Annotated in this window: 18 protein-coding genes; 1 reads left to right on the top strand and 17 read right to left on the bottom strand. The window is 44.9% G+C overall.

From position 1 onward, the window contains the following. Nucleotides 1-5: 5 nt before the first annotated feature. The 13 genes from rodZ to trmJ form a co-directional block, all read right to left on the bottom strand. Entirely contained in the window at nt 6-962 is a 957-nt protein-coding gene (gene rodZ, locus BCU34_RS01455; protein WP_102478595.1) for a cytoskeleton protein RodZ, read from the bottom strand. A 440-nt stretch (nt 963-1,402) separates the two neighbouring features. Beyond that, nucleotides 1,403-2,545, bottom strand: a complete 1,143-nt coding sequence (locus tag BCU34_RS01450; RefSeq protein ID WP_102478596.1) for a bifunctional tRNA (adenosine(37)-C2)-methyltransferase TrmG/ribosomal RNA large subunit methyltransferase RlmN — start codon at nt 2,543-2,545, stop codon at nt 1,403-1,405. 291 nt (nt 2,546-2,836) lie between these two features. Beyond that, complete coding sequence (ndk, locus tag BCU34_RS01445; RefSeq protein ID WP_008222758.1) at nt 2,837-3,271, bottom strand: nucleoside-diphosphate kinase; 435 nt, start codon at nt 3,269-3,271, stop codon at nt 2,837-2,839. Between the two features lie 106 nt (nt 3,272-3,377). After that, entirely contained in the window at nt 3,378-4,673 is a 1,296-nt protein-coding gene (pepB, locus tag BCU34_RS01440) for an aminopeptidase PepB (protein WP_102480685.1), read from the bottom strand. A 206-nt stretch (nt 4,674-4,879) separates the two neighbouring features. After that, complete coding sequence (gene iscX / locus BCU34_RS01435; protein WP_004740335.1) at nt 4,880-5,080, bottom strand: Fe-S cluster assembly protein IscX; 201 nt, start codon at nt 5,078-5,080, stop codon at nt 4,880-4,882. A gap of 134 nt (nt 5,081-5,214) precedes the next feature. Then, on the bottom strand, nt 5,215-5,553 hold the full coding sequence (fdx, locus tag BCU34_RS01430; RefSeq protein ID WP_017629863.1) for an ISC system 2Fe-2S type ferredoxin: 339 nt from the start codon (nt 5,551-5,553) through the stop codon (nt 5,215-5,217). A gap of 20 nt (nt 5,554-5,573) precedes the next feature. After that, nucleotides 5,574-7,424 carry a Fe-S protein assembly chaperone HscA gene (hscA, locus tag BCU34_RS01425; protein ID WP_048658837.1) on the bottom strand — a complete coding sequence of 617 codons (1,851 nt, stop codon included), beginning with the start codon at nt 7,422-7,424 and terminating at the stop codon, nt 5,574-5,576. 22 nt (nt 7,425-7,446) lie between these two features. After that, entirely contained in the window at nt 7,447-7,962 is a 516-nt protein-coding gene (gene hscB, locus BCU34_RS01420; protein ID WP_019822106.1) for a co-chaperone HscB, read from the bottom strand. A gap of 84 nt (nt 7,963-8,046) precedes the next feature. Beyond that, nucleotides 8,047-8,370, bottom strand: coding sequence for an iron-sulfur cluster assembly protein IscA (gene iscA, locus BCU34_RS01415; RefSeq protein ID WP_010440519.1), 324 nt, complete (start codon nt 8,368-8,370; stop codon nt 8,047-8,049). A 97-nt stretch (nt 8,371-8,467) separates the two neighbouring features. Continuing rightward, complete coding sequence (gene iscU / locus BCU34_RS01410; protein ID WP_004740340.1) at nt 8,468-8,845, bottom strand: Fe-S cluster assembly scaffold IscU; 378 nt, start codon at nt 8,843-8,845, stop codon at nt 8,468-8,470. Between the two features lie 33 nt (nt 8,846-8,878). Continuing rightward, nucleotides 8,879-10,093 carry an IscS subfamily cysteine desulfurase gene (locus tag BCU34_RS01405; RefSeq protein ID WP_017629866.1) on the bottom strand — a complete coding sequence of 405 codons (1,215 nt, stop codon included), beginning with the start codon at nt 10,091-10,093 and terminating at the stop codon, nt 8,879-8,881. Between the two features lie 27 nt (nt 10,094-10,120). Beyond that, nucleotides 10,121-10,642 carry a Fe-S cluster assembly transcriptional regulator IscR gene (iscR, locus tag BCU34_RS01400; protein WP_010440512.1) on the bottom strand — a complete coding sequence of 174 codons (522 nt, stop codon included), beginning with the start codon at nt 10,640-10,642 and terminating at the stop codon, nt 10,121-10,123. A gap of 116 nt (nt 10,643-10,758) precedes the next feature. Next, nucleotides 10,759-11,487 (bottom strand): tRNA (cytosine(32)/uridine(32)-2'-O)-methyltransferase TrmJ, encoded by a 729-nt coding sequence (trmJ, locus tag BCU34_RS01395; RefSeq protein ID WP_048658839.1) that lies wholly within the window; start codon nt 11,485-11,487, stop codon nt 10,759-10,761. Nucleotides 11,488-11,668: 181 nt separating this feature from the next. Here trmJ and suhB point away from each other — a divergent pair, with 181 nt between their 5' ends. Then, a complete protein-coding gene (suhB, locus tag BCU34_RS01390) occupies nt 11,669-12,472 on the top strand; it encodes an inositol-1-monophosphatase (RefSeq protein ID WP_017062836.1) in 804 nt (267 codons plus the stop codon). Nucleotides 12,473-12,735: 263 nt separating this feature from the next. Here suhB and secF read toward each other — a convergent pair whose 3' ends face one another. The 4 genes from secF to tgt form a co-directional block, all read right to left on the bottom strand. After that, entirely contained in the window at nt 12,736-13,683 is a 948-nt protein-coding gene (gene secF / locus BCU34_RS01385) for a protein translocase subunit SecF (protein ID WP_048658840.1), read from the bottom strand. 14 nt (nt 13,684-13,697) lie between these two features. After that, nucleotides 13,698-15,554 carry a protein translocase subunit SecD gene (secD, locus tag BCU34_RS01380; protein ID WP_080967378.1) on the bottom strand — a complete coding sequence of 619 codons (1,857 nt, stop codon included), beginning with the start codon at nt 15,552-15,554 and terminating at the stop codon, nt 13,698-13,700. Nucleotides 15,555-15,574: 20 nt separating this feature from the next. Further along, nucleotides 15,575-15,904: a preprotein translocase subunit YajC gene (gene yajC, locus BCU34_RS01375; RefSeq protein WP_010440492.1), complete on the bottom strand. Its 330-nt coding sequence runs from the start codon at nt 15,902-15,904 to the stop codon at nt 15,575-15,577. 111 nt (nt 15,905-16,015) lie between these two features. Beyond that, the gene (gene tgt / locus BCU34_RS01370) at nt 16,016-17,152 is read right to left on the bottom strand and encodes a tRNA guanosine(34) transglycosylase Tgt (protein WP_017056177.1); all 1,137 of its coding nucleotides are present in this window, start codon (nt 17,150-17,152) and stop codon (nt 16,016-16,018) included. Nucleotides 17,153-17,305: the final 153 nt, after the last annotated feature.

Below are 17,305 nucleotides of genomic sequence, written 5' to 3'. Positions count from 1 at the left end.
TAACTCTAAGGTAAGGTTATTCTAGCTACTTTGCCTGAAGTATACCCAGAAAGGTCGACAGGTTCACTTGCAAATGTCATTGATACGCCCTCTGGCGCACCTAGAATCACTTTATATGGCGCAGTTCCTGATAGATTTAATGACTGACCTGCTTTTTTGATGCCAGTCGACAGGGTTTTACCGGTTGCATCTTTTACTTGGATCCAACAATCAGCAGAGAACTGCATCACTAGCTCGTTAGCCACAACTTCAGGAGTAGCACTTGCTTCTACAGCTTCTGCCTTAGCAGCAACTTCAGTAGCGGGTTCTGTCTCTGTTGCTTGTTGTGCCGCAGTTTCGTCAGCTAGAATAACTGCATCTGAAGTATCTTCCGTATCGCTTATAGCAACAAGGTCATCTGTACTTTCAGCAACAGCAGCACCTGCTTCGTTTTGTTCAGCTTCAATCACTTCTAAAGAGGTGAATTCAGGGACAAGTGATTCTTCTACCGCTAGCTCTTCTGAACTTGCAGTATTCGCTAAAGATTGAGATAGGGTGTCTTGCTGTTGGTTCTGCCACCACCACAGTGAAGAGATACCCGCAATTACCGCAAAAATGCTCCAAGTAAGGATCATAATACGGCTGTTGTGCTTCTCGGTTTTGGTCTTACGAGAAAAGCTCAGCATTTCTTGCTCTTGATGCTGAGCATCACCAGCATGATGCAGCGCACTCAATACGACTTTTTCGTCAAGATTGACGTATTTCGCGTATGAACGAATGTAGCCACGCATAAACGTCGCCACTTGATCTGACTCGAATTGGTTTTCTTCAATTTGCTGGATCAGCGTAACGCGAAGTTTTAAGCGATCAGAAATCTGCTTTTGCGTTAAACCAAGAGCTTCTCGTTTGTTCTTAAGCAGCGTTCCCGCTTCCAAAGCTGGAGCGATCGGTTCTTGCGTTTGTGTATCTTGTTCTGTGTTCATAGAGAGTGAACTTCTAAAGTATTATCGCAAGTTGAGGAGAGCGTTTTTTTATTGTCGTTTAAGCTCAATCTAACAACCCACGTTATGTGGAATTTTTCCTGCTATCTAAATCATCAACCCTTAAAGGCGAACATCATTCATTTGTTATGGATGACCTTCTCAGGAAGCTAGTTTATCAAGTAGCCAACCTAAATAGACATATTGGCGATCAGTAGCAAGCGAGCACTTAAATTAATTTAAGATTAGTTAATCATAAGCTAATGCCATTACAAGGCAAAAACACTTTAAACAAAATTTACCGTCAGCTCATGGTTTTGTCCAAAATTTGACGAAAAATGTAAGAAAGCGTGGGCAAGAAGTCCAAAAAATCAAAAACTGTCCCCCAGAAAAGCAACAAGCCAGAAGTAAGACTTCTGGCTTGTTTAGGTTCTAATCGCGTTTTATACCGCTTTTACTTCAATCACACCACCGGCAATCAAGTTCGCTTCAGAGGCTGCTTTAAGCATTTTAGTACGCTTGGTTCTGTCAATAACATCACCGACTAATTGGCCACACGCGGCATCAATATCATCACCACGCGTTTTACGAACCGTTACTGTGTAGTTGTATTCCATCAGCGTTTTTTGGAAGCGATCAATTCGAGAGTTGCTTGGCTTCTTATAAGGCGAACCCGGGTAAGGGTTGAATGGAATCAAGTTAATCTTACAAGGCGTCTCTTTCATTAGCTCTGCAAGTTCACGTGCGTGGTCCATATCATCATTCACATGATCCAATAACACGTACTCAACCGTTACTTTACCGCGGTTAGCATTTGAAGAGGCAATGTAACGACGAACAGATGCTAGGAAGTCTTGGATATCCCAACGATCGTTGATCGGCATGATTTGGCTGCGTAGTGCATCGTTTGGCGCATGCAGAGAGATAGCCAATGCTACATCGATGTTGTCTGTCATTTGGTCAAGGCCAGATACAACACCAGAAGTTGATACGGTTACACGACGCTTAGACAGTGCGAAACCTAGATCATCAAGCATGATTTCTAATGATGGCATTAGGTTCTTCATGTTCAATAGAGGCTCGCCCATACCCATCATTACAATGTTAGTAATTGGACGACGACCGGTTTCTTTTTCTAGGCCGATTTCGCGAGATGCACGCCAGATTTGGCCAACAATCTCTGAAACTTTTAGGTTACGGTTAAAGCCTTGTTGAGCTGTAGAACAGAACTTACATTCAAGTGCACAACCAACCTGTGAAGATACACACAGCGTCGCACGGTCACCATCTGGGATGTATACCGTTTCAACGTCTTGGTCGCCAACGCTCATCGCCCATTTGATTGTGCCATCTGAAGAGTGTTGAGCTTCAGAAACAACAGGTGCAACAATCTCACAGCGACGTTGCAGTTTCTCACGTAACTTTTTGTTGATGTTGTTCATTTGTTCGAAGTCATCGACACCGAAGTGATAAATCCACTTCATCACTTGCTCTGCTCGAAACGCTTTCTCATTCAGTTCTTCTGTGAAAAATTTACGAAGACCTTTACGATCAAAATCGAGTAGATTGACTTTAGCTGTGGTCATGATGCCTCTCAATGACGGAACAATAATTAAGGGCGCGAATTGTACAGGCTTTACGCAACTTCAACAAGCACTGTAAAACCCTGTGTTTATTAAGACATTCAAACTTAAGCGATTAAAATTTGAACAACTGTATTTATTAGCCTGAGATTACCTAATTTAAACAAAAGATTCCCGACTACGCTCCTTCGTCGCTTTTAGGAATGACGACTAAATTGATTATCGAGAACGTAAAACTCACTTACAAAAAAGGCCTCACCGAAGTGAAGCCTTTAGAATCATTTGCTGTGTCGCTTATTGAGCTGGACGTGGGCAAATTTCAGATTCTGGGAAGAAGAACTCGATTTCACGAGCTGCAGACTCAGGGCTGTCGCTGCCGTGTACTGAGTTGTAACGCATGCTGATTGCGTAGTCAGCGCGGATAGTGCCGCATGCTGCTTCTTCTGGGTTAGTTTTACCCATGAGTTCACGGTAACGAGCGATTGCGTTTTCGCCTTCAAGTACTTGAACCATGATAGGACCAGAAGTCATGAACTCTTTTAGTGGACCAAAAAATTCTTTGCCTTCGTGTTCCGCGTAGAAGCCGCTCGCTTGCTCTTCAGTCAGACGAACCATCTTAGCAGCGATAATTTCAAGACCTGCTTTTTCGATTCGGTGGTAAATTTCACCAACAAGGTTACGCTTAACTGCATCCGGCTTAACAATTGAGAACGTTCTTTCTAGAGCCATAGGGATTCCTTCACTTCATTTTTTTGTTATTAAATACTGAAATTACTGAGATCTTTCAATCTTAGCTTTATGAATGAGCGGCACAAAATACCGCTCACTCTTATTATTATTTTGCTTGGTCAACAAGAAGACGAGCCAGTGTACGAACACCCATACCCGTTGCGCCTGCCGCCCACTTATCACTTGCTGATTTACGGTAAGTACCCGCGCAATCCATGTGAATCCAACCTTTTTTGTAGTCGTCTACAAAGTAAGAAAGGAACGCAGCTGCTGTACTTGCACCCGGCGTGTAATCGCCCGTGCTGATGTTTGAAAGATCAGCAAAGTTTGAAGGCAACATGCCACGGTGGAAATCAGCAAGAGGCAATGGCCATAGGCCTTCTTTCTCTTGGTTTGCCGCAGTTAGCGCTTGATGAGAAAGCTCATCGTCGAAGCTTAATAGTGCGTGGTAGTCGTTACCCAGTGCATTTTTAGCTGCACCAGTTAGCGTTGCACAGTCGATGATAAGCTCAGGGTTTTGTGCACTTGCGTACATCAGGCCATCAGCAAGCACCAAGCGGCCTTCCGCATCGGTGTTCATTATCTCAACTGTCTTACCATTTTTGTAAGTAATGATGTCGCCAAGCTTCAATGCACGGCCAGAGATCATGTTCTCAGCACAACATAGGATAAGCTTGATACGCTTGTTCAGACCACGTTCAATCGCAAGACCCAAGCCACCAGTGATGGTAGCTGCGCCGCCCATGTCAGCCTTCATCGCTGTCATGAATTGCCCTGGCTTGATGCTGTAACCGCCTGAGTCAAAGGTAATACCTTTACCCACTAGACAAGCAAACACGGGTGCGTTTTCGTCACCGGTTGGGTTGAAGTCCAGTTGCAGCATTGCAGAGGTGCGTTCAGAGCCACGACCTACCGCATAAATGCCTTCCCAACCTTCAGTTAGGAGATCTTTGTCTTTAACGATTTTTGCTTTTACTGTGCCTGCTGGCGCCACTGATTTGATGTATTCAGCTGCCATCGTCGCTAATTGACGAGGAGCCACTTCTTCAGCAGTTTTGTTGATAATGTCACGCGTCCAATCAGTAGCACGGATGCGAGCTTCTAGCTCAGCTTGAACAGCTTCTGAAAGTGCATCCCATTCCAATGCATTTTTTTTCTTTGGTCCACGGTAGCCTTGGTAGAAAGCCCAAACGCTTTCTAGATCCCAACCTTCACCACGAAGTGAAACGAATGCGATACCTTGTCCGTCAAGCGTACGACCAGCACGCTGAACCGCGCCTAGATCGTGGCCTTCACCAATGTGAATTGTCGCTCCCGCTTCTGAGAACGATAAAATAGCTCTTGCTCCCCACTGAGGCTGGGCAGCTTCTTGACTTAAAAATACTGACATCTGTGTAGACATGATTTCTCCTTGTCATGAACCACTTTGAGTGTGTGATTCTGATTATTTTTTATTAGCGCACTGATGTTAGCATTATGTAGGAGGAAAATGTCATTTTGATAAAAAAACGGACCATAAGGTCCGCTTTTTTTAGTAAGAATTGTTAACTTGGCTGCGTTTTATATTGGACTGATACCAACCCGCGACCAAATCATCAGATAAGAGGATTAATCCATCTCATCCATCCAGCACAAAATAATAGCCTCTAAGATTTTCTCATTCGAGTGGTTAGGCTCGTCGTCGAACTCTTCAAGGTCTAGCACCCATTGATGCAGATCGGTAAAACGTACCGTTTTAGGATCAGTATCAGGGTACAAATCACATAGCTCAATTGCGATATCTCGCGAATCAATCCACTTCAAGCTCATAACACTTCCTTATATTTATCAGCGACGCTCTGTCACCTTTATGATCTATATTCTAGGCCAGTTTTCTTAGTATGTTTGTCTAAGCAATAGCTCTCTCAGTCATCACTGTATTAGCCATGACTGAGAACAGGTTCTTAGTGGTCTTCAGAAGCCAGGTTCAATGTGTACTTTGGAATCTCTACTACAAGATCTTCATTCGCCACTTTTGCTTGGCAACCCAGGCGAGATTCCATCTCTAAGCCCCATGCTTTATCTAGCATGTCGTCTTCTAGGTCATCACTCTCTTCTAAAGAATCAAAACCTTCACGAATCACAACGTGACATGTCGTACATGCACACGATTTTTCACATGCGTGTTCAATACCAATACCGGCCTTCAATGCAACATCAAGAACCGTCTCACCAGTTTTTGCTTCTAAAACAGCGCCTTCTGGACATAGATCTTCGTGAGGTAAAACAATAATCTTTGGCATGTTTATCTATTCTCTAACTATTAAATATTATCGACTGACTGACCTGACAGTGCAGCACGAATTGATTTATCCATACGACGAGAAGCAAAGTCTTGGCTCGCTTTGTCGGTATTCTTAATTTCTAGTTCAATCGCATCGGCATTATCGCCATTGCGCACTTCAATCAGTGCTTCAATCGCTTGAACAAGTTGTTGTTTGCCTTGCTCATCAAGTAACTCATCGCCATCGGCTTGCATTGCAGCAATTAGGCCTTCAATAACGCGATCCGCTTCTACGCGTTGCTCAGCAAGAGCACGCGCTTGCATGTCTTCTTTTGCAAAAGTCATCGAATCTTTTAGCATGCTAGCCACTTCGTTATCGCTTAGACCGTAAGAAGGCTTAACTTGGATTTCAGCTTGAACGCCTGTGCTCTTCTCCATTGCGGTAACCGATAGCAGGCCATCAGCATCCACTTGGTAAGTCACACGAATATGAGCAGCACCTGCAGTCATCGGCGGGATGCCTTTCAAAGCAAATCGAGCCAGTGAACGACAGTCATCAACCATTTCGCGTTCACCTTGTACGGTGTGCACTGTCATAGCAGTTTGACCGTCTTTGAACGTGGTAAATTCTTGTGCGCGAGCCACTGGGATCGTGGTGTTTCGAGGGATGATCTTTTCGACCAAACCGCCCATGGTTTCGATGCCAAGAGACAGAGGGATAACGTCCAGTAGCAGCATCTCAGAGTCAGGCTTATTACCGACTAAGATATCCGCTTGAATTGATGCGCCAATTGCAACCACTTCATCAGGGTTAATGCTGGTTAGTGGCGTACGACCAAAGAAGTCACCGACCATTTCACGTACAAGTAATGTGCGAGTTGAACCGCCGACCATCACGACTTCTAGAACTTCATCTGCATCAACTTCCGCATCTTTTAGTGCACGACGGCATGAAAGCAGTGTTTTCTTAACGAGCGGTTTGATGATCTCTTCAAACTCTTCACGAGTTAATGAACCAGACCACCCTAGTACTTCAACCTCAACGCTTTCAGCTTCAGATAAGCCAATCTTAGCTTCTGTTGCGGCGTCTAGAAGAATACGGTTCTGCTCTGCAGTTAGCTCCGATAAGCCCATTTGCTCTTGGAAATGATCCGCAACTAAATGGTCAAAGTCGTCGCCGCCTAATGCAGAGTCACCGCCCGTAGCTAGAACTTCGAAGACACCTTTAGATAGGCGTAGGATAGAGATATCAAACGTACCACCACCTAAGTCATAAACAGCAATTACCCCTTCTTTACCTGAATCCAAACCGTAAGCAATAGCAGCGGCAGTCGGCTCATTAAGAAGACGTAACACGTGAAGACCAGCAAGTTGCGCCGCGTCTTTCGTACCCGCACGCTGTGCATCATCAAAGTAAGCAGGAACGGTAATAACAGCACCAGATAACTCGCCACCAAGTGTTGACTCAGCACGTTGACCTAGCGCTCGCAGAATGTCTGCAGATACTTGAATTGGGTTTTTGTTACCTTGCTCTGTGCGAATCACAGGCAAACCATTATCACTTTCTTCAAATTGATATGGCAGAGATGGGTATCGCTGTTGAATATCTGACAGTGAGCGACCGATTAGTCGCTTAACTGAGATAATGGTATTTTTAGGATCAGTCTGTGCATTTGCACGAGCTTCATCACCAGTCGTGTATGACTCTGACGTATAGTGAACAACGGAAGGAAGAATACTGCGACCCTGTTGATCAATCAGTGTGCTCGCCTCACCACTGCGCACTGCCGCAACCAATGAGTTTGTTGTACCTAAATCAATACCCACAGCAAGCTTGTGCTGATGAGGAGCGGCGCTTTGCCCTGGTTCTGCAATCTGAAGTAGTGCCATGGATGTGTCCTTGTTATACGAACTAGCCGATCAGACGATCTTCAACTAACTCGATTTCATTCTTTAATTTTGCAATAAACTTAAGCTTTCTTACTCGGTCTGCAGCTTCTAACCAAGCCTCACTGTCGAGTTCTTGTTGGATAGCGCTTAATTGTTGTTTATACATTTTGCTAACCTTTCCTTCAAATGCAAACAAAGCATCTTCAGGTTCAGAACTGTCGGCGATATCTTCAAGCTCTTCACGCAATTCCATTTGCTCCATTAGGAACATAGGATCTTGCAGGGTCTGCTGTTCACCACGAATATCCTCACCATGTTGCACTAACAGGTATTCAGCTCGGCTGATTGGATTCTTCAATACCTGATACGCATCATTGATTTGCGCAGCTTTTTGCACGGCTAGCAGGCGATCACGCTCAGAAGCAGTGGCAAATTTATCAGGGTGGAATTGGCGTTGCAGATCTCTAAACTGAGAAGAAAGAAGGCTACCATCCAGTTGAAACTGAAGTGGTAGCCCAAATAATTCGAAATGATTCATGTAACGGTGGTCCTAAGTTTAGGCTCTTCAATCAGAGCCTAATTTTATTCTTCGCTCACTATAAACGCTTAACGATTGAAGCGTTTATACGTTGAAGCTCTCACCACAACCACATTCGCCTTTCGCGTTAGGGTTGTTGAATTCAAAACCTTCGTTTAGGCCTTCTTTTACGTAATCAAGCTCAGTTCCGTCTAGGTAAACTAGGCTCTTTGGATCAATAATGACCTTAACACCTGAATGCTCGAACACTTCGTCTTCTTCGTTAAGCTCGTCAACGAATTCTAGTACATACGCCATACCCGAACAGCCAGTCGTTTTTACCGCTAAGCGTAACCCGATACCTTTACCTCGGTTATCTAGGAAAGCTTGAACTCGGCTTGCTGCCGTATCTGTCATGGTGATGGCCATACTACAACCTTGTGTTTTATATAAATTGAGAACTCAGGGGGAGCACAAAGGATGCTCCCAAATATTGCTTATTTTTTGTGATTACTTAATGAGACGATTAACGCTTCTTTTTGTAATCCGCAACAGCTGCTTTGATTGCATCTTCAGCAAGAATTGAACAGTGAACTTTCACTGGTGGCAACTCTAGCTCTTCTGCGATTTCAGAGTTTTTGATAGCTGCCGCTTCATCAATACTTTTGCCTTTAACCCACTCAGTTACTAATGAGCTAGAAGCGATTGCGCTGCCGCAACCGTAAGTTTTGAATTTTGCATCTTCGATAATGCCTTCTGGCGTTACCTTGATTTGCAGTTTCATTACGTCACCACAAGCTGGTGCGCCAACCATACCGCTACCAACACTTGGGTCTTCTTTATCAAACGAACCTACGTTACGTGGGTTTTCGTAGTGATCAATTACTTTTTCGCTATATGCCATGATAGTTACCTCGAATCCTCTATTTCCGTGAGATTAGTGATGAGCCCACTCAACAGTGTTCAAATCAATCCCTTCTTTATACATATCCCATAGAGGAGACATGTCGCGTAATTTGTTTACCGCTACACGAATTTGTGCAATCGCGTAGTCGATTTCTTCTTCCGTTGTGAAACGGCCGAATGAGAAACGTACTGAGCTGTGTGCCAGTTCATCGTTCAGGCCAAGAGCACGTAGAACGTATGAAGGCTCTAGGCTTGCTGATGTACATGCAGAACCTGATGATACTGCTAGGTCTTTTAGAGACATAAGCAGAGACTCACCTTCAACGAAAGCGAAGCTCACGTTTAGGTTGTGTGGTACACGTTGGTCTAAGTCACCGTTTACCGTTACCGCTTCTAGATCTTGAACACCTTTCAATAGGCGCTCACGAAGTGCTAGTGCGTGATCGTAATCTTTCTGCATGTCTTGCTTAGCAACAGCACAAGCTTCGCCCATACCCACGATTTGGTGAGTAGCAAGCGTACCTGAACGGAAACCACGCTCATGACCGCCGCCGTGCATTTGCGCTTCAAGACGAATACGTGGCTTACGACGAACGTAAAGTGCACCGATACCTTTAGGGCCATACATTTTGTGAGCTGAAAGTGAGATTAGGTCAACTTTCATCTCTTGTACGTCTAGTGGGATTTTACCCGCAGACTGAGCCGCATCAACGTGGAAGATGATCTTACGAGAACGACATAATTCGCCGATTGCAGAGATATCTTGGATTACACCAATCTCGTTGTTAACGTGCATGATAGAAACTAGAACAGTGTCTTCACGCATTGCAGCTTGTAGCTTGTCTAGATCGATGATGCCGTTTGCTTCTGGCTCAAGGTAAGTTACCTCAAAACCTTCACGCTCTAGTTGGCGACATGGATCAAGAACCGCTTTATGTTCTGTTTTGCACGTAATTACGTGCTTACCTTTCTTCTCGTAAAAGTGCGCTGCACCTTTAATAGCAAGGTTGTCTGACTCTGTAGCACCTGAAGTGAAAACAATCTCACGTGGGTCTGCATTTAATAGGTCAGCAATTTGCTCACGAGCATTATCTACTGCTTCTTCTGCCTGCCAGCCGTAACGGTGTGAACGAGATGCAGGGTTACCGAAGTTACCGTCCATCGTCATGCACTGAACCATTTTCTCAGCAACTCGTGGATCGACTGGGCATGTAGCTGAATAGTCAAAGTAAATAGGCAGTTTCATTTTCTACTCCAATGTAAAAACTGACCGCTAAGAGCGGGCATTAACACCGTGAGGTGCTGCACTAATCGTTGTAGTGCTCGTATTTTTATGTGCAAAACCATTATTAACCGCAAGATCGATATCTTGACGATCAGAAATTTCTAAAACTTCGTTATCTTTCATTAGCTCACCGAGCGTAATGTCGTTTAAGAAGCTGCTGATTCGGGAGCTTAAATCACGCCATAGAGTGTGAGTTAAACAACGACTACCACCCTGGCAATCTGCTCGACCGTGACACTTAGTCGCATCCACTGATTCGTCTACTGCTGCAATCACAGTTCCGACAGCGATGTCGCTCGCTTCAGCTCCTAAACGGTAACCACCACCAGGGCCGCGAACACTAGCAACTAAGCCAGCTTTACGTAACTTAGAAAAAAGTTGCTCTAAGTAAGATAACGAGATGCCTTGTCGCTCTGAAATGTCAGCCAGAGGAACTGGGCTTTTTTGCGAATGCAGTGCTACATCGAGCATAGCTGTTACCGCATATCTTCCTTTAGATGTAAGTTTCATATCACACCGTATCCACATTGTTTATGTGGTTGGAATCTTCCCATACCCGACCAAATTGGTCAAGTATTTAGTTGACTATTTTAGTCAGGTATTCACCCTTAGTTTTCACATGGGCTTTATTTATCGTTTTTGCTCTTCTCAATTGAAGTCAAAATGCCACGTAGAGTATTGATCTCTTGCAGCTCTGGACGAGCTCGGCTAAACAGACGACGCAGCTTATTCATCACCTGCCCCGGCTTATCCTTAGAGATAAATTGGGTATCAATGATCACTTTTTCAAGGTGCTCGTAGAACATTTCTAGTTCTTCGTGACGAGGGTACTCATCTTGTGGCTGTGGTTGATATTGGCTAGCGACCATATCAAGGTGGGCGACACGCACTTCGTAGCTCAGAGTCTGTACCGCCATTGCTAGGTTTAGCGAGCTGTATTCAGGGTTAGCTGGGATACATACATGGAAGTGGCACTTCTGAAGCTCATCGTTAGTCAAGCCCGTACGCTCACGGCCGAATACTAATGCTACTGGGTGCTTCTGACCTTCAATTGCAAATTTTTGTCCACACTCACGAGGCTCAAGCATTGGCCATTCAAGTGTGCGTGAACGTGCACTCGAACCAACCACTAAACCACAGTCTTTTACTGCTTCGTCCAGTGTGGAAACGATAGTCGCGTTTTCTGCGATGTCACCAGCACCCGCAGCCAGTGCTAAGGTCTGCTCGTCAACTTCACATTGAGGGTCTACAAGAACTAATTGACTCAAACCCATCACTTTCATTGCGCGAGCTGCTGATCCGATATTTCCCGAATGAGACGTACCAACCAGAACGACTTTTACATTGTCTAACATGCTATATGACACCACTTTAAAAATAATCGCGAGATATTAACACATAGCAAAGTAAAATGGTCAGACCCTTCGCGCAATGTGAAACCAAGAGTTCAAAAAATAACCACTTCCCTTTTGGTAAAACTTTGGTATACTCGCCGCCGCTTTAAATTGTTCTTTAACATCTTGTGGGAAAAACCATATGCATCCAATGCTAAACATTGCGATACGCGCTGCGCGTAAAGCTGGCAACCATATTGCTAAATCTCTAGAAACAACTGATAAGATCGAATCGTCTCTAAAAGGTAACAACGATTACGTTACTAACATTGCTCAAGAAGCTGAGTACATGATCATTGAGACAATCAAAGCATCTTACCCAGAGCACAGCATTATTTCTGAAGAGAAAGGCCTGACTGAAGGTAAAGACTCTGACGTACAATGGATCGTTGACCCACTAGATGGCACCAACAACTTTGTAAAAGGTTTCCCTCACTTCTCTGTATCTATCGCTGTTCGCATGAACGGTCGTACAGAAGTTGCTTGTGTTTATGACCCAATGCTAAACGAGCTATTCACAGCTCAACGTGGCGCTGGCGCTCAACTTAACAACGCTCGTATGCGTGTTACTCAACTAAAAGACCTTCAAGGTACTGTTCTAGCGACTGGTTTCCCATTCAAGCAAAAACAACACTCAGAATCTTTCATGAAGATCATCTCTGGTCTATTCATTGACTGTGCTGATTTCCGTCGTACAGGTTCTCCTGCTCTTGACCTATGTTACCTAGCAGCTGGCCGTGTTGATGGTTACCTAGAACTAGGCCTTAAGCCATGGGATCTAGCAGCTGGTGACCTAATCGCTCGTGAAGCTGGTGCTATCATGACCGACTTCGCTGGCGGTACTGATTACATGACTTCTGGTAATGTTGTTGCTTCAAGCGCACGTGGTGTTAAGTCTATTCTTAAGCACGTTCGTGAGAACGCTAACGAAGGTATGCTGAAATAATTCAGACCTTACGTTAAAGCTCCCTGTTTTAAGGGCGCATAAAAATTCCAAAGCCTCGCTAGATAGCGAGGCTTTTTTGTATCTGTGGTTCAGGGATGCGAGATGCGAGATGCGAGATGCGAGCAGAATAGCGCTTATGGTATTAAGTACAACTCACTTCGACCATAAAATTTGTATTGAGTTTTCCTGCAAAATGCAGCCATAAAAAAACCGCTAGTTGCCTAGCGGTTTTTTTGGTTTAGCGAAACTTGTTAAGCCAAGGCCTAAGGCATTTCGTCAAACTCTTCACCTTCTTTTTCCACTTGTGGTGGCATTAGGTGTTCACGTGTAATACCCAACTTCATTGCTAGTGCAGATGCAACGTAGATAGAAGAGTAAGTACCAACCGTAATACCCAATAGAAGGGCAGTTGCGAAGCCGTGAATCATAGCGCCGCCCTGAACGAACAGTGCGATAACTACGAATAACGTGGTACCAGAAGTGATCAATGTACGACTCAATGTTTGTGTGATTGAGCTGTTCAGTACTTCAGGCGCTTCACCTTTACGCATCTTACGGAAGTTCTCACGAATACGGTCGAATACAACGATGGTATCGTTGAGGGAGTAACCGACTACCGTTAGCAAGGCTGCTACGATGGTAAGGTCGACCTCAATTTGCATTAGAGAGAACACACCAAGTGTGATGATAACATCGTGCGCCAGTGCTAATACCGCACCCGCAGCCAAACGCCATTCAAATCGCACTGATACGTAGATCAAGATACAGATAAGAGAAACTAGGATAGCAAGGCCACCCGCTTCTGTTAGCTCATCACCTACGTTAGGACCAACGAACTCGATACGACGCATTTCAACTTGCTCACCAGTACCATTCTCAATAGCAGAAAGGATTTGGTTACCAAGCGTTTCGCCCGCTACGCCATCACGTGGACGTAAACGAACCATCACATCACGAGCTGAACCGAAGTTCTGTACCGTTGCATCACCAAAGCCTTCGGCTTCTAGTGCACTACGGATATCAGGAAGGTGTGCCGGTTGTTCAAAACCAACTTCAATCAGAGTACCGCCAGTAAAATCTAGACCCCAGTTCAACGATTTCGTTGTTAGGGTGAAGATAGCAGTACCAATCATCAAGATAGAAAAAACAAAGGCAACCTTTGACCAACGCATAAAGTCGATCATTTTGTCTGCTTTTAGAATCTGAAACATATTAATTCCTAGCCTTAGATCGACAGTTTTTTAACGCGTTTGCCGCCATACATCAGGTTCACGATACAACGTGTTCCCACAATAGCTGTAAACATTGAAGTCAAGATACCGATAGACAGCGTTACCGCGAAGCCTTTGATAGCACCAGTACCCACAGCAAATAGAATAATTGCTGTTAGTAGCGTGGTGATGTTGGCATCGGCGATTGTGCTGAATGCGTTCGCGTAACCTTGGTGAATCGCTTGTTGTGGACTACGTCCATCTCGAAGCTCTTCACGTATACGCTCAAAGATCAGAACGTTGGCATCAACCGCCATACCGACCGTTAATACGATACCGGCAATACCTGGCAGGGTCATAGTAGCCCCCGGAATCATCGACATCACACCGATAATCAACACCAAGTTAGCCATTAGCGCAACGTTCGCAATCAGACCAAAGCTGCGGTAGTAAAGCAGCGTAAACAGCATTACAGCAGCCATACCCCAAACCATCGCCATGATACCCATATCGATGTTTTGTTGCCCCATAGATGGACCAATCGTACGTTCTTCTACAATCGAGATAGGCGCAATCAGAGCACCAGCACGCAGTAGAAGTGCCAAGTTATGAGCTTCAGCCGTTGAGTCGATACCAGTAATACGGAAGTTACGACCAAGTGCAGACTGAATCGTCGCTTGGTTAATCACTTCTTCGTGCTTACTTAAGATAACTCGACCTTCCGGTGTTTTACGACCGCTGTCTTTGTACTCTGCAAATACCGTCGCCATTAGCTTACCGATATTCTGACGAGAGAATGCAGACATCTTGCTACCACCTTCGCTGTCTAGCGAGATGTTAACTTGAGGACGACCATATTCATCAACACTTGAGCTTGCATCAGTAATACTTGAACCGCCTAGAATAACGCGCTTCTTAAGTACCACAGGACGACCATCACGATCTTGCTTGATTTCGCTACCCGCAGGGGCACGACCAGAAGCGGCAGCGGCTAAATCAGCACTGCTATCTACTTCACGGAACTCAAGCGTCGCGGTAGCACCAAGGATTTCTTTAGCGCGAGCAGTGTCTTGAACACCAGGCAATTCCACTACGATACGGCTAGAACCTTGACGTTGAACCAAAGGTTCAGCAACACCAAGTTCGTTAACACGGTTACGTAGAATGGTAATGTTTTGCTCAACCGCGTAGTTACGGATTTCTTGAAGACGAGCCTCTGTAAAGCTTGCAACCAAAGAGAAACGACCGTTAGATTCAGAATCTACGAACGTCATATCTTGGTGCTTAGATTGCAGTAGCGATTTCGCTTCAGCAAGCTGCTCTTCGTTACGCAGAATCACTTCAACCGCATCTTTACCAGATGGGCGAATCGCACGGTAACGGATTTTCTCTTCACGAAGTTCACTACGGAATGCTTCTTCTTGTTGACCAACCAGCTTTTGCATCGCCGCGTCCATATCCACTTCCATTAAGAAGTGAACACCACCACGTAGATCAAGACCAAGTTTCATTGGTGCAGCACCAATAGATTCAAGCCAATCAGGAGTTGAAGCCGCTAGGTTTAAAGCAACAATAACGTCATCGCCTAGTGCTTCTGTGATGATATCACGGGCACTAATTTGCGTATCTGTGTCGTTAAAGCGAACAAGAATGGAACCGTTTTCGAGAGCAACGGATTTAGTAGAAAGGTTTTCTGCTTCAAGAGCATTGGTGACAGCATCCAGCGTAGACATATCTACAGAGGCGCCGCGCGCCCCTGTAACTTGAACTGCCGGATCTTCACCGTATATATTTGGAAGTGCGTACAACGCAGCGATAGCGATGGCAAACACCACCATCAAATACTTCCATAACGGGTAACGGTTTAGCACAGCGAGGATCCTCTAGCTGTTTATAGAGATTTCAGAGTACCTTTTGGTAGCACTGCTGTAACGAAGTCTTTCTTGATAACTACTTCGTTGTTTGCGTTCAGTTCGATAGCAACGTAGTCGCTGTCTTCAGCAATCTTAGTGATCTTGCCGATTAGGCCGCCGCTTGTAAGAACTTCATCGCCTTTGCCCATAGAAGACATAAGGTTCTTGTGCTCTTTAACACGCTTAGCTTGTGGACGGTAGATCATGAAGTAGAAGATCACAGCGAACATACCTAGCATGATAAGCATTTCGAAACCGCCGCCTGCTGGTGCACCTTCTGCTGCTGCGTGAGCTTGAGAAATAAACATTTAAAACATCCTCTATTTATATTTTCGTAATTGTTTGTCTAATTGGGTTGCATCCCTTTATTTTCAAGCCCCATCACTCGGAAGAGAGATAGGGCTCGCAAAAAAGAAATACTAAGATTCTTTACCTAGTGGTGGCACTTCACGCCCCATTCTTGCGTAGAACTCTGCAACGAACTCTTCAAAGCGGTCTTCATCGATAGACTGACGAATGTCTGACATTACTCGTTGGTAGAAACGCAGGTTATGAATCGTGTTCAGTCGAGCACCTAGGATTTCGTTACAACGATCCAAATGGTGTAAGTACGACTTGCTGTAGTTCTTACAAGTGTAACAGTCACACTCTGAATCTAGTGGTGTTGTATCGGTTTTATGCTTCGCATTACGGATCTTGATCACACCTTCAGTCACAAACAGGTGGCCGTTACGTGCATTTCGCGTTGGCATTACACAGTCAAACATGTCGATACCACGACGAACACCTTCAACTAGGTCTTCTGGTTTGCCTACACCCATTAGGTAACGTGGCTTATCTTCCGGCAGTTGAGGACATGTGTGTTCAAGAATACGGTGCATGTCTTCTTTTGGTTCGCCTACTGCTAGACCACCAACTGCGTAACCATCAAAACCAATTTCAGTTAGGCCTTTAACAGATACATCACGAAGGTCTTCGTACACACCACCTTGAACGATACCGAATAGTGAGTTCGGGTTTTCAAGTTTGTCGAAGTGGTTACGTGAACGCTCAGCCCAACGAAGAGACATCTCCATTGAGTCTTTTGCTTCTTTGTGTGTCGCTGGGTAAGGCGTACACTCGTCAAAGATCATTACGATGTCTGAACCTAAGTCTTTTTGGATTTCCATAGACTTCTCAGCGTCCATGAAGATCTTGTCACCGTTTACAGGGTTACGGAAGTGAACACCCTCTTCAGTGATTTTACGCATTGCACCTAGGCTGAATACTTGGAAGCCGCCTGAATCAGTCAGGATAGGACCGTGCCAGTTCATGAAATCGTGCAGGTCACCGTGCATTTTCATGATTTCTTGACCAGGACGTAGCCATAGGTGGAATGTGTTACCTAATAGGATCTCAGCACCTGTGTCTTTAACTTCTTCAGGTGTCATACCTTTTACAGTACCGTAAGTACCTACAGGCATGAATGCTGGGGTTTCAACGGTACCGCGTTCAAACTGAAGTTGACCACGACGTGCGCCGCTATTAGTTTTTTTAAGTTCGTATTTTAATTTCACGAAGCCTCCAATATGCCAGAGAAACAATCTGACTGTTAATTCAGAACCTTAAGCCAAACAAAAGTTCAGTCCAGTGAGCTCTATGAGGAGCGGTCGCGTATTCCTTGCGAGAGATTAGACAGACACCCTGCCCGACTCCTAGCTTACTGCTAG

This window comes from Vibrio sp. 10N.286.45.E10, assembly GCF_002874195.2.
Classification (GTDB): domain Bacteria; phylum Pseudomonadota; class Gammaproteobacteria; order Enterobacterales; family Vibrionaceae; genus Vibrio; species Vibrio crassostreae.
Note: the sequence above shows the minus strand (reverse complement) of the source record. Positions and strands in the feature narration are given on the sequence as shown.

Excerpts from the sequence above, each read along its gene's own strand:
- BCU34_RS01405 (WP_017629866.1), bottom strand. The coding sequence starts at position 10,093 with ATGAAACTGCCTATTTACTTTGACTATTCAGCTACATGCCCAGTCGAT.
- yajC (WP_010440492.1), bottom strand. The coding sequence starts at position 15,904 with ATGTTTATTTCTCAAGCTCACGCAGCAGCAGAAGGTGCACCAGCAGGC.
- iscA (WP_010440519.1), bottom strand. The coding sequence starts at position 8,370 with ATGGCCATCACCATGACAGATACGGCAGCAAGCCGAGTTCAAGCTTTC.
- hscA (WP_048658837.1), bottom strand. The coding sequence starts at position 7,424 with ATGGCACTACTTCAGATTGCAGAACCAGGGCAAAGCGCCGCTCCTCAT.
- trmJ (WP_048658839.1), bottom strand. The coding sequence starts at position 11,487 with ATGTTAGACAATGTAAAAGTCGTTCTGGTTGGTACGTCTCATTCGGGA.
- iscR (WP_010440512.1), bottom strand. The coding sequence starts at position 10,642 with ATGAAACTTACATCTAAAGGAAGATATGCGGTAACAGCTATGCTCGAT.
- iscU (WP_004740340.1), bottom strand. The coding sequence starts at position 8,845 with ATGGCATATAGCGAAAAAGTAATTGATCACTACGAAAACCCACGTAAC.
- fdx (WP_017629863.1), bottom strand. The coding sequence starts at position 5,553 with ATGCCAAAGATTATTGTTTTACCTCACGAAGATCTATGTCCAGAAGGC.
- secF (WP_048658840.1), bottom strand. The coding sequence starts at position 13,683 with ATGTTTCAGATTCTAAAAGCAGACAAAATGATCGACTTTATGCGTTGG.
- BCU34_RS01450 (WP_102478596.1), bottom strand. The coding sequence starts at position 2,545 with ATGACCACAGCTAAAGTCAATCTACTCGATTTTGATCGTAAAGGTCTT.
- rodZ (WP_102478595.1), bottom strand. The coding sequence starts at position 962 with ATGAACACAGAACAAGATACACAAACGCAAGAACCGATCGCTCCAGCT.
- iscX (WP_004740335.1), bottom strand. The coding sequence starts at position 5,080 with ATGAGCTTGAAGTGGATTGATTCGCGAGATATCGCAATTGAGCTATGT.
- hscB (WP_019822106.1), bottom strand. The coding sequence starts at position 7,962 with ATGAATCATTTCGAATTATTTGGGCTACCACTTCAGTTTCAACTGGAT.
- suhB (WP_017062836.1), top strand. The coding sequence starts at position 11,669 with ATGCATCCAATGCTAAACATTGCGATACGCGCTGCGCGTAAAGCTGGC.
- pepB (WP_102480685.1), bottom strand. The coding sequence starts at position 4,673 with ATGTCTACACAGATGTCAGTATTTTTAAGTCAAGAAGCTGCCCAGCCT.
- ndk (WP_008222758.1), bottom strand. The coding sequence starts at position 3,271 with ATGGCTCTAGAAAGAACGTTCTCAATTGTTAAGCCGGATGCAGTTAAG.